Source organism: Rhodococcus sp. 1168, from assembly GCF_002091955.1.
GTDB lineage: Bacteria > Actinomycetota > Actinomycetes > Mycobacteriales > Mycobacteriaceae > Rhodococcoides.
In genome coordinates this window covers 240,580-251,567 of the sequence record NZ_MKKY01000055.1, presented here as the reverse complement: position 1 = coordinate 251,567, position 10,988 = coordinate 240,580, and the positions used below count along the sequence as shown (strand labels likewise).

Here is a 10,988-nt window from a genome sequence, read left to right as displayed (position 1 = left end):
AGGTTGCGGAGAGCGGCGTTGTGGCGCTCTCCCATAGCTCGACGTTTGTCGTAGTGTGCCCGAGCACCCGGTGATTTCGTCAGGATGGAGAATGCCCACCAGTGGCAGGCGTCGCCGAGTCGTTTGTTCCGGACTTTGCGAGCTTTAACGTAGTGCGATCGGCCTGATGCACGGGTGATCGGTGCAGTTCCGGCGAATGCGCGCAATCCGGCGGGCGTGGTGAATCGTTCTGCGTCGTCGCCGATCTCGGCGAGTATGCGGCCACTCAGTACCGTACCCAGACCTGGAACGGATCTGAGGAGGGGCGCCATCGGATGGGTATCGAAGACTTCGCCGAGCTCTTTCTCGAGCGCATCCACCGCTGTGTGCATCGCGGCGACGATGCCGAGCAGACCGGTCACTGCGTGTCCGAGCGCATCCTCGACCTCACGTGGTTGCGTCAGCGCCGGCGCATGCAGATCAGCCAGAATCTGATCGACCAGCTTCTCGTCGTTGCGTCGTCCCGCCCGATGTAGCAGAGCAACGAGGCGCCGTTTCGTCAAATCGCGGCCAGCGGTCGGCGTGGGTACTGCACCGAGAACGACCACTGTCGCTTTGTGTTTCTAGTTCGGAAATGCTTGCAGTGCTGCAGGATAGAATTCCAGGAACACAGATCGCAGCCGGCTCAGGGTTTGGTGCAGTGCCCATAGCGCTTCCTGATGTTGCCGGGCGAGTGCCTTGATCGCGCGGGCATGCTCAGTAGTTGCGGGGAGAGTTCGGTGCGCATCGCGGTCGGTGCGCAAGATGTTCGCCAGAATCGCAGCATCGCCGGGATCGGACTTGCCGCCTGCTTGCCCGTGCCGTTCGCGGTACCGCGCGACGGCACGCGGATTGATCGGATAGACGATGAACCCGGCGTCTGCGAGGGCAACGACGAGCAGGTTCTTGTCGGTCTCGATGGCAACTGGGGAATCCTCCGCGGTGCCGCCGTGTGATGCGATCAGGTTGAGTAGTTCGATGAATCCGGTTGCACCGGTGTCGATCCTCGCCCGCGCGATCACCGCTCCGTCGGTGTTCATGATGGCGACGTCGTGATGGATCTCGGCCCAGTCGATCCCGACGGTCAATCCCATGGATCACTCCTCCCGTTGGTCGGTTTCCTTCCTTGTGAGCTCGAGGTGGTGCGGCAACCTAATGGACAGCGCTCTGTGGCGCGGCATCTCACAAGCCGATCACGTACCTCGGACGACTGGCAGGGCCACCGTCTACATTCAGACCTTCGGGTGCGGTCCGTTCAATCTTGGTAGTGATCACCTTCCAGCAGCTCACCACCTCAGCCTGCGCCCCGGTCGGTAAAATCTCAGTGACCACCTGCCAGTCGCCTTTTCGTGTCGCAATCGATGCCGACCACCCCATTAAGTGAAATCTGCAACCCAAAGCTTGTTCGGTGCAACAGGATTGAAATTTCGGCCGACCAGGTCCTTCGCCCGTGCCGCCTTCGGATCCGACACCGTCGTTCGAGGCTTCTGTCCCCGCAATACCCCACGCAAGCCCAGTTCGGCCATCAATCGTTCAACGGTGCATCTCGCGACCTCGACACCTGCGCGCCGCAATGACATCCATACTTTGCGAGCGCCGTAGACACTGCGGTTGTCCTCGTACGTCTTCTTGATAATCGTCTTGAGTTCCTCGTCTCGCAGGTCCCGGGCGGAGGGCGGCCGGCTGCGGGCGTCGTAGAAGGTAGACGGGGCGATCTTGCACCCGTGTTCGGAGAGAACGCGGCAGATCGGCTCGACCCCGTACTGATCTTTTTTCGCGTCGATGAACGCGCAGATCACTTGCGTGGGCGGTCGAGCTCCGCTGCGAAGAAAACCGACGCCGCCTTCAGAATTTCGTTGGCCCGCTTCAGTTCTCGGACCTCAGCGCGGAGCTTGCGCATTTCGGCGGCGTCGTCGGTGCTCGTACCGGCGCGTTGGCCTGCGTCGATTTGCGCTTTGCGCACCCAGTTGAGGACCGTTTGCGCTGTTCGGATGTCTAATTTTTCCGCGATCGACTCGGCGGTTTTCCAGTCCGAGGGGTAGTCGTTACGAATCTCGGCGAACATTCGGACGGTGCGTTCGCGCAGTTCGGTCGGGTAGTTGTGGGTCGGGCGTGACATGGCTTCATTCTCCTAAGAAGTGAAGCCTCCGGACAACCCGGTGCGGTTCAAAGCGTGACGAACACTCAAGTAGTCAATGCAGCTCGTTTGCCGTACCGAATAGGGGTGTGCTCCGGCCGCCACGCATTTCGGTTGCGGTTGAGTTGATTCCATTACATGCCGGGATTTGAAACGACTTTGCTTCTCACCGGAATGTACGCTCGTAGTGGCGCTGAAGTGCGTCTACGGCATAGTGGATTCGCCACCGACGAGCCCGTGGGTGACCGCACATCCTTATCTCGCACCGACAGAACAGGACGCGGCGACATCGACTAGCCCAGATCTCGGGGGTCGTGCTGACGCCGCCTACTCGTTCGGCGCGGTCCGACGGCGCGGGATCGGCAACACCAGCACGACGCGCAAGTTCCCCACGCACAGCCCCGTGATCGACCGAGCCTGCTGCACCCCTGCTTCGACGAAAGTCGGTACACGCCACTGACTCGGCCCAGCCGCCGGAACAGTCAGCAGTGAGTCGGTCAATCGATCGAGAAGGACATCGACTTTCTCGTGCAGCACCTCGACTGCCTCAGCGTATGCGGCATTGGAAACCGTCTGCGATGCAACCGAACTCGAAATAGCCGATATCGTAGCCTCTCGACACCTCGGTCGCGTCATCGTTCGCGACGCCAGTCAATAGCCTGTCCCGAGGCGGCGGATCGATGGTTCCATTTTCCGGTCGCTCACCGATAGCAGGCTGCTGCTCATCTCGTCACGATGCCGACCTGTTCGGTGTCACCGGTTGCGGACGAATCGTCGACTGTGTGCTGTTCGAGCAGACCCAGGGTACGGGCCAGCAATGCATCGATACGATCCTCGACCTCGTCATACAGCTCCGGCACCTCGGTCAACAAGGTGTGCGCAGTGCGGCGTGCCCGAATCCCGACCTCGTAATAGTTCCGTGCTGAGTTCGATCGAATCATGTTCTAGCGCAGATGGTGCGGGGCATGTGCGTCGTCGGTGCGGTCTCGGGGCTTGCGCCGAACGGGACTGCGGAGCGGCGCAGCGCCTCTCCGGTATGCGTCGACGATGTCGGCGATCGCGGCCGGGCTCATTGCATCGGCGGGCAGCGACATCTGTCCCCACCGGTCGATCGGTACCGCCACCGGGCACCCGGCGTAGCGGCGCGAATCCGGTACCCACACATCGCCCGATCGCAGCCCGTCCCTCAACGCGAGCAGCACGCACAACTCCCAATAGTGTCGGTACGCGCTGGTGTTACCCGATTCGGCCGCGGCGTCGAGGTAGCCGCGCCAGCGGGTCGGGACGAACTCGGTCGGGGCATCCGCCGCGACCTGCGGGCGCCTGTGGCATTGAGCTCCCGCAGGATCGCTACCGCGTCCAGCAGTTCAGCGGCGGCGGTGCCGCAGGCGAAGGCCACTGCCTCGAGCACCTGCGGGGTGAACTGCCGCAGGTAACCATAGGAGCCGTTCAGCGAGGCCAGGTGGCCGTGATCACGCGGCAACGGCGGCAACGCATTCGACTGCGCCGACCGCAGCCGCGCCCACCCGATCTGCTCGCCGCGGATCAGCATGCCGACCTGCTCGTCCAGCACCGCCGGGTCAGTGACAATCGCCAAAATAGTATCCAACAGTGCCTGCCGGCCCTCCCCAGCCTTGGCGCGCTCGGCCAACGCTTCGCGCATCTTGTGTCCCGCCTTGCTCTCCCGCGCCGAGACAGCCTGGTCGAACAACTGCACCACCTCGTCGAGGACCTCGGTCGCCGACTGCGCTACCAGCGTCAGCAGGATCGGATAGCGCCGCTCGGGCTCGCCGTGCCAACGCCTGCGCGGTCAATCGTCGACCTATCGTGGCCAGGAATCGGCGCCGCTCGGCCGGCAACACCGACAAGTCCAGGCTGTGTGCACCCATTGCCCGCAGGAACTCGAGCTTCCCGACCTCGGCCTTCACCGCCGCGGGCGAGGCCTCCACCGGACCCGTGCCCAACCACCGCAACCGGGTCATTCCGATCTCGGGATCATTCTCGAGCAGACCGTCGAGCCCGCTGCGACGCTCAGTGGTGAACTCGTGGGCCAACCGGTCGAACGTCTCCGACCGTGCAACCTCTCGGGCGTGCGCCACCCGTTTGACCATCGCCACCGGACCCGGCCGGATCACCTTCGCCGAAACCAGATACTCACGCCAGCCGAAACAGCAGGGTCGGCGAGTCGTGTTCCATCGACCGCGCCAACAGAAACTGATCGAGTTCCTCGAGCTCCACCATCGTTGGTACCCGCCAGCTGAGATACTTCGCCGCCAGCCGCAGATGATCGGTGCGGGTCTTCGCCCGCCTCCCGTACGAATCGATCTCATCGGGATCAACCCGAAGTTGCTCGGCCAGACGCGTAACCGCGGCTCGCGGTGCTGCGGTTACGGCATCGGGTACGAACCCCAGCCACGGAAGCGTGCACAGGGTTCCGGCAAGTCCCAACCGGTCTGCCGCACCGCGGCCCCGGCCCGGGTCGACGAACGCCACGTCCGCCGGGGTCAACGTGAAGAACCGAACCAGCTCCTGCCGTCCAATCTCCGGGAACCGCCGCAGGGACTGAAACTCCTTGTCGCTGAAGACCTCGGCAACCACTGGGTACCTCCCGTCTGATTCCGAAGATTCCCAGTCCAGCAGGCTACTCGGTCATATCCGCCCGAAATTTCTTGAGTACTACGGCGACCCCTACTCGCCCTTCCCCCACCGGATCACCTTCGCGTGGTCAAATCCTTGTGGAAGGTGAGTCACAGGACATGTCGAGTGAACGGGAGAACGAAGTCCTTGTAAGCGACCATTGCACCGGAGCGACGTGAAGAATCCTCGGCCGGTTCGAACATGGATCTGATGGCGCTCATCCAGGCCACCGCCGAGGAGGAGATCGCTGCAGCGAACGACCCCAAGACCAAGTAGCACCGTCGAAAAGGCGACGCCCTTTTCGTGCCGGCTTGGTACATCGAGGGCTGTGGTACATCCTGGTAGCTGTGATTACCGGGGGTATCTCGATCGTGTTCACTGCCATCGTGTCCGTGGCCCTGATCGTCGTTTCTGTGGCGACGTTGGCATTGCTCGCGCGTCGGACGCTTGGTGTGCCCGTGGGATGGCTGCGCGCCATCGTCGTCGGCATCGGCGTCGTCGGATTCGGAGCTCCGACGTTGAACTTCGTGGGAGATCGGCTGCATCTGATCGATTCGGCCAACGGCAGTCGACTCTTCGATCCAGCCGCAGCCACTTTGCTCGCCGTGTTGACCGTGGCTTGGATCTTCCTCTTCGGCCTTCTCGCCGTCGTGGTGCTGGAAGCTCTCGCCCCGAGCGGATCCTTGCCCGGGCCGATGACGCTGATCTTCGGTTGGAAGGCGCGGCGCCGAAAGGCGCGGCGATACGGCCAGATCATGACCATTCTCGTGCGGCACGGGCTGGCGCGGTTCCTGCGATTGGGCGCGCGAGGTACCGACGCCGATCAGCGGCGAACGGCCCGATCCCTGCGTCACGCCCTCGAAGAAGGTGGCGTGACGTTCGTCAAGCTGGGTCAGACACTGTCGACGCGGTCGGAACTGTTGCCCCGGGTCTACATCGAGGAATTGTCCCGACTGCAATCCGATGCCCAAGCGGAGACGTTCGAGGCGTTGGAGCCGACCCTCCTCGACGGTCTGGATCGGCACATCGACGAGGTGTTCGCGCACGTCGAACACGAACCCCTCGCCGCGGCATCGGTGGGTCAGGTCCACGCGGCAACGCTGATCGACGGAACCGAGGTGGTGGTCAAGATCCAGCGCCCGACGGCACGTCGGCAGATCGACATCGACTTGGACATCCTGGCCGGGTTGTCCGCTCGACTACACCGGGTGGCGCCCTGGGCGAGGGCCATCGGCACCTCGTCTTTGGTCTCGGGCTTCGCAGCGTCGCTCCAGGAGGAACTCGACTACGACGTCGAACTGGACAACGCGTTAGCGATCGGAGCGACGCTCGCGCCGAGCAGTCCGTACACGATTCCGAAGATGTACGCCGAGCTGAGCAGCCCGATGGTGCTGGTCATGGAACGAATCGACGGCGTGCCGCTCACTCGTGCCGGAGCGACCCTGGAGTCGATGACCGACCAGCACCGTTCCGAGCTGGCGGCCGATCTGCTCGAGCAGATGCTGCGACAGATGATCGTCTCGGGGGTGTTCCACGCCGACCTGCACGGCGGCAACGTGATGATGCGCGCCGACGGCACCGTCGTCCTACTCGATTTCGGGTCGGTCGGGCGGCTCGACGACGTCTCCCGAATGTCACTCGGACTATTCCTGCACGCCGTGGATTCCGAGGACTCTCTGATCGCCGCCGACGCTTTGATCGAACTGCTCGGCCGTCCCGACGGCCTCGACGAACGTACACTCGAACGCAGTCTGGGCGAGCTGATGGTTCGGTACCGCGGATCGACCGGCGGTAGCCGAAAGAACACCGGGCTGTTCAACGACCTGATCTCTCTGGTGATTCGGCAGAAGTTCACCATCCCACCGCAGGTCGCCGCTGCGTTTCGAGCACTCGCTACCGTCGAGGGAACCCTGACGCTGCTGGCACCTGACCTCGATCTGGTCTCGGTTGCCCGTGAACGAGGCCGGTCGGTGATGGTGGGGCGACTGTTCGATCGCACATTCATCAAGTCTGCCATCGAAAGTCAGGTGGCGGCCAACCTCCCGCTGCTACGCCGGATGCCACGCAAGATCGGCAAAATCGTCGACCAGGTGGAGGAGGGACGATTCACCGTCGGTGTTCGGCTGTTCGAGGATCGATCCGATCGTCAGTTCGTCACCAAGCTCGCGCAGGAATTCATGCTGTCGGTACTCGCCGGTACCGGCTCGATCGGATCGATTCTGTTGCTGCTCAGCACCGACGGCCCACAGCTGACGTCGACCGTGCCGCTCTACCCGGTGCTCGGCACGGCGCTGATGTTCGTCTCGTTCATTCTGGGACTACGAGTGGTCGTCCGCTCGTTCTTCGATTCCGGGCAGCAATAGACCTTTCCTCAGCCGAAGAAGTCGACGATCGGTCTGCCTCCCCCGCCGGCTACCACCGCATCGTGCACCCAGCGGCCGAGCGCGATATCGAGGACGCCGAGCCCGAACGGCGAAAACACGACGGGAGCAGACCTGTCGAAGGTGACAGGATCATCCAAGAGCGCTCCCAATGTTCCGTGCATGAAATCTCGGTTGCCGTATTCGAGTTCGGCGAGATGCAACGAGGTGCGCTCGCGAACCGCATGGCCGACGTCGTCGGTGATGTTGACCGAGCCCACGATCAACTCGGGTGCGAGGTCACGCAGTGACAGGTGCAGAACGATCGGGTTGGATGCCAGCAGCGCCGAATCGTGCAGATGGGGTACTGCCGCGACGGTGGCGATGACGACCAGATCTGCATCCCGGCAGGCGTCGACCGCGCTGGCGGCGACGGTGGTCTTGATGTTCGGGTGCGCCGCGGCCTCGCCGAAGCGGTGCGCCGACGCGGCGACCGTGTCGTAGATCGCGAGTTCGTCGATCTCCCATCCCGTATCGACGAGTATCGACCAGCACGTGTGCGCGATCAGCCCCGCGCCGATGATCGCGACCTTGCCGGCCCGGCGCTCACCCGCAACGCGTTCGGCGGCCAGCACGGCGCCTGCTGCCGTGCGTGTCGCCGAGATCGTGGAGGATTCGAGGACTGCGTACGGGAATCCGGAGTCGAGGTCGTTGAGTATCAACACTGCCGACGCACGGGCGCGACCGGACTCGGTATTTCCCGGCCACGACGAGATCCACTTGATTCCGGCGACCGGCTCATCCGACCCCAGATAAGCAGGCAGCGCGATGATTCGGTCGCGGGGACGGTCCGGGAATCGGAGGAACGACGAGTGCGGTATCACCACTCGGTCTGCGGCCACCGCGCGGTAGGTGGCCGCTATGGTGTCCAGAACCCCTTGGCGATCTTGCGTGATCACCCCATCCACTTCGGATTTGGTGATGACGGTGAGTGACGGCAGATCGGTCGACATTGCGGTCATCGAAAGCCCCTCGCGGTATCGGTCTGGTCGAAATGATCGTGCACCCAACCCGAGTCGTACACCGTATCGGTGTACGCGGTGCCGCGATCGGCGCATAGGAACAACACCCGGGGCCGACGCGTCGGACGGTGATGGCGGAAGTACTGGTTGACGGCGTGGTAGACGGTGCCCGTCGAACCTCCGCCGAACACCCCGTGGTGTCGGACCAGTTCATGACAGGCGTCGACGGTGTCGGACTCCTCGACCATCACGACATCGTCGATGATCGCCTGCCGCACCAGATCCGGGACGATGGATGATCCGAGGCCCGGAATGTGGCGTCGACGTGGCCGACCACCGAAGATGACCGAGCCCACCGAATCGACGGCGACGACGGTGACGCCCGGAAAGTCTTCCTTGAGTCGATTCGAGACCCCCGAGATGGTTCCGCCGGTTCCGACGCCGACGAAAACGTAGTCCAGCGAGTCGAATTGATCCACGATCTCGCCCGCGGTGAGCGTGTAGTGCGCGTCGAGCGCATCACGGTTGCCGTACTGGTTGGGCCAGAAGCCACCGAGATCGGCCCGTAGGTCGTCGAGTCGGCGCAGACGATTCTGCAGAAAGCCACCGCCGCTGTCGGGCTCGCTGATCTTCTCCACCCGATCGCAGGCGCGGCGCAGGAAACTCTCGGTACTCGTATTGGTGTTCGCATCGATGACCGGGATGAACTCCAGACCCAGTGCACGGCACAAGGATGCCAGCGCCACGGCGAAGTTTCCCGACGACGATTCGACGATCGGCCGAGTGGTCGAGATCTCGCCGCGGGCGATGGCGCGCCGCAACATCCAGAACGCGGAACGGTCCTTGGAACTGCCGGTCGGATTGGTGAACTCGAGCTTCGCGAACAGGTCGACATTCTCGTGCGAGAGTCGGACCACCGAGGAACCGCTGTAGGCCGGACGCAATTCGTTGATCGTATCGCCGAGCGAGGATTCGATCCCGCCGGACGAGACGCGCGCGAGAGGCGACGCAGCCGTGACGGTGCCGAATCCGCCGGGGGCACTCACTTCGATTCCCGACGGTAGGCGGCAACGGCGAGGGCGGCGAACACGACCGTCAAAGCAACGGAGAATCCGACGGCCCACGCGACCGAGTTCGATGGGGACCCGACCGATGTCGCAGCGCCGGTGGGGTTTCCGAACAGTTCACGCGTTGCCTGCACGACCCAGCTCATCGGGTTGAGCGAGCAGAGCACACGCAACCATCCGGGCAGACCTTCGAGAGGAATGAACGCGTTGGACAGGAACGTGACGGGAAGAACGATCACGAAGGCCACGGACGTGATCGCCTCGGCCGTGCGCAGCACCAGCCCGATCAACACGCCCAGCCAGGACATCGCGAATCCGAACAGCAGAAGCACGCCGAAACCTGCGGCTGCATGCCAAAAGTCGGTATTGACCTGCCAGCCGATGAGCAGACCGACACCGGCCATCGCCGCCACCGAGACCGCCGACGTCATGAGGTTCGCGATGGTACGCGAGAGCAGAACCGAGGTCTGCGCGATCGGCAGGGCGCGTAGCCGGTCGATCAGACCGCCGTTGAGGTCGTCGGCCACACCCAGTCCGGTGGAGGTGACTCCGGACAACATGGTCTGGGCAAGAATGCCGGCCATGAGGTACTCGCGATAGTTGCCGCCGGGCACGGACATTGCCGCCCCGAACAGGTATCCGAAGATGACGAGATAGGACACGGGCATCACGGCGATGGCGAGGAGCTTTTCAGGAACGCGCACCAGATGCAGCATCTGCCGCCCGACCAGGGCGCCTGTGTCACTTGCCATGGTTGTCATCGGACTGTCACTGCCTCTCGGGTTGTCTGTTCGGAATGTGCGGTGAGTTGATGGAACACGTCGTCGAGCGACGGCCGGTCGATGCCGAACTCGAGCGCGTCGATGTTCTCGGTCACCATGCGGTCTGCCACGCGCGCGACCTGAGCGATGGTGGAGGTCAGCGCCACCGTCAAACCTTGCTTTCCGTTCGACGGCGCTCGGCCGCACACAGTCGCCATGATGGCGGCCATGTCGGCGGTACGGTCCGGATCCTTCGGCACGACACGGAGTACTTCACCGCCGACCTGACGCTTGAGTTCGGCAGGTGATCCTTCGGCGACGAGGCTTCCGCCTGCGATGACGGCGATGGTGTCGGCCAGACGATCGGCTTCCTCGAGGTACTGCGTCGTGAGCAGCACCGTCACACCGTGTGCGACCTCGCGTTCTATCAACTCCCACAACATCGTTCGACTGGTCGGGTCGAGGCCGGTTGTCGGTTCGTCGAGGAACAACACGCGAGGATGCCCGACGAGGGCAGCGGCAAGGTCGAGCCGTCGCCGCATGCCGCCCGAATAGTGCTTAGCCACATCGTTCGCGCGATCGGCAAGGCCGAAGGATTCGAGGATCTCGAGCGCCCTCGCTTTCGCTTGCTTGCGGCCGAGACCTCTCAGGACCCCGACCAGCGTCAGGTTTTCTCGCCCGGTTAGTCGGTTGTCGATGCTCGCCGACTGACCGGCGACGCCGATCGAGGTGCGGACCTCGTGGGCCTGAGTTCGTACGTCGAACCCGGCGACGGACGCGGACCCGGAGTCCGCGTCGAGCAGCGTGGTGAGGATACGAGCAGTAGTAGTTTTTCCGGCACCGTTCGGACCGAGGACGCCGAGTACGGTGCCCTCGCGGGCGCTGATACTCAGAGAATCCAGCGCCATCACGCCTGCGGATCCGGGGAATCGTTTGCAGAGACCTACGGCCTCGATCATTGGTGTCACCCGAATAGTGAAACGTCG

The 10,988-nt window shown here is 63.4% G+C and carries 11 protein-coding genes, 1 pseudogene and 1 other annotated feature; of the genes and pseudogenes, 1 reads left to right on the top strand and 11 read right to left on the bottom strand.

Translation table 11 applies throughout. The features are described 5' to 3' along the window. The 7 genes and pseudogenes from BJI47_RS24600 to BJI47_RS24975 all read right to left on the bottom strand — a co-directional run. Positions 1-587: transposase (locus tag BJI47_RS24600; protein ID WP_254900520.1), on the bottom strand; the 587-nt coding region annotated here is incomplete at its 3' end. A 15-nt stretch (positions 588-602) separates the two neighbouring features. Further along, on the bottom strand, positions 603-1,112 hold the full coding sequence (locus BJI47_RS24595; protein ID WP_254900519.1) for an IS110 family transposase: 510 nt from the start codon (positions 1,110-1,112) through the stop codon (positions 603-605). A 282-nt stretch (positions 1,113-1,394) separates the two neighbouring features. Continuing rightward, positions 1,395-1,817, bottom strand: a complete 423-nt coding sequence (locus BJI47_RS11020) for an IS3 family transposase (protein WP_088943756.1) — start codon at positions 1,815-1,817, stop codon at positions 1,395-1,397. Then, positions 1,725-1,853, bottom strand: a sequence feature (AL1L pseudoknot). Its footprint overlaps the gene before it by 93 nt. Beyond that, positions 1,814-2,137, bottom strand: coding sequence for a hypothetical protein (locus BJI47_RS11015; RefSeq protein ID WP_088943755.1), 324 nt, complete (start codon positions 2,135-2,137; stop codon positions 1,814-1,816). It overlaps the preceding feature by 40 nt. The genes BJI47_RS11020 and BJI47_RS11015 overlap by 4 nt, the downstream gene beginning before the upstream one ends. 345 nt (positions 2,138-2,482) lie before the next feature. After that, positions 2,483-2,692 carry a hypothetical protein gene (locus tag BJI47_RS11010; protein WP_088943754.1) on the bottom strand — a complete coding sequence of 70 codons (210 nt, stop codon included), beginning with the start codon at positions 2,690-2,692 and terminating at the stop codon, positions 2,483-2,485. Between the two features lie 185 nt (positions 2,693-2,877). Further along, positions 2,878-3,096, bottom strand: coding sequence for a hypothetical protein (locus BJI47_RS24590; RefSeq protein ID WP_088943753.1), 219 nt, complete (start codon positions 3,094-3,096; stop codon positions 2,878-2,880). Between the two features lie 192 nt (positions 3,097-3,288). Further along, a pseudogene (locus tag BJI47_RS24975) lies at positions 3,289-4,753 on the bottom strand (DUF4158 domain-containing protein); the annotation flags it as partial. Positions 4,754-5,139: 386 nt separating this feature from the next. Here BJI47_RS24975 and BJI47_RS10995 point away from each other — a divergent pair. Further along, positions 5,140-7,155, top strand: coding sequence for an AarF/ABC1/UbiB kinase family protein (locus BJI47_RS10995; RefSeq protein WP_088943752.1), 2,016 nt, complete (start codon positions 5,140-5,142; stop codon positions 7,153-7,155). Between the two features lie 8 nt (positions 7,156-7,163). On the opposite strand, the gene sbnB is transcribed toward BJI47_RS10995, so the two are convergent. Genes sbnB through BJI47_RS10975 form a run of 4 tightly spaced genes read right to left on the bottom strand, consistent with a single transcriptional unit; the run spans position 7,164 to position 10,961 of the window. After that, entirely contained in the window at positions 7,164-8,174 is a 1,011-nt protein-coding gene (gene sbnB / locus BJI47_RS10990; RefSeq protein WP_217808531.1) for a 2,3-diaminopropionate biosynthesis protein SbnB, read from the bottom strand. Beyond that, positions 8,171-9,220: a 2,3-diaminopropionate biosynthesis protein SbnA gene (gene sbnA, locus BJI47_RS10985; protein ID WP_217808530.1), complete on the bottom strand. Its 1,050-nt coding sequence runs from the start codon at positions 9,218-9,220 to the stop codon at positions 8,171-8,173. The genes sbnB and sbnA overlap by 4 nt, the downstream gene beginning before the upstream one ends. Beyond that, positions 9,217-9,993 (bottom strand): ABC transporter permease, encoded by a 777-nt coding sequence (locus BJI47_RS10980; RefSeq protein WP_217808529.1) that lies wholly within the window; start codon positions 9,991-9,993, stop codon positions 9,217-9,219. The genes sbnA and BJI47_RS10980 overlap by 4 nt, the downstream gene beginning before the upstream one ends. 5 nt (positions 9,994-9,998) lie before the next feature. After that, positions 9,999-10,961, bottom strand: coding sequence for an ATP-binding cassette domain-containing protein (locus BJI47_RS10975; RefSeq protein WP_088943750.1), 963 nt, complete (start codon positions 10,959-10,961; stop codon positions 9,999-10,001). Between the last annotated feature and the right edge of the window lie 27 nt (positions 10,962-10,988).

Excerpts from the sequence above, each read along its gene's own strand:
- BJI47_RS24595 (WP_254900519.1), bottom strand. The coding sequence starts at position 1,112 with ATGGGATTGACCGTCGGGATCGACTGGGCCGAGATCCATCACGACGTC.
- BJI47_RS11015 (WP_088943755.1), bottom strand. The coding sequence starts at position 2,137 with ATGTCACGCCCGACCCACAACTACCCGACCGAACTGCGCGAACGCACC.
- BJI47_RS24590 (WP_088943753.1), bottom strand. The coding sequence starts at position 3,096 with ATGATTCGATCGAACTCAGCACGGAACTATTACGAGGTCGGGATTCGG.
- sbnB (WP_217808531.1), bottom strand. The coding sequence starts at position 8,174 with ATGACCGCAATGTCGACCGATCTGCCGTCACTCACCGTCATCACCAAA.
- BJI47_RS10980 (WP_217808529.1), bottom strand. The coding sequence starts at position 9,993 with ATGGCAAGTGACACAGGCGCCCTGGTCGGGCGGCAGATGCTGCATCTG.
- BJI47_RS10975 (WP_088943750.1), bottom strand. The coding sequence starts at position 10,961 with ATGATCGAGGCCGTAGGTCTCTGCAAACGATTCCCCGGATCCGCAGGC.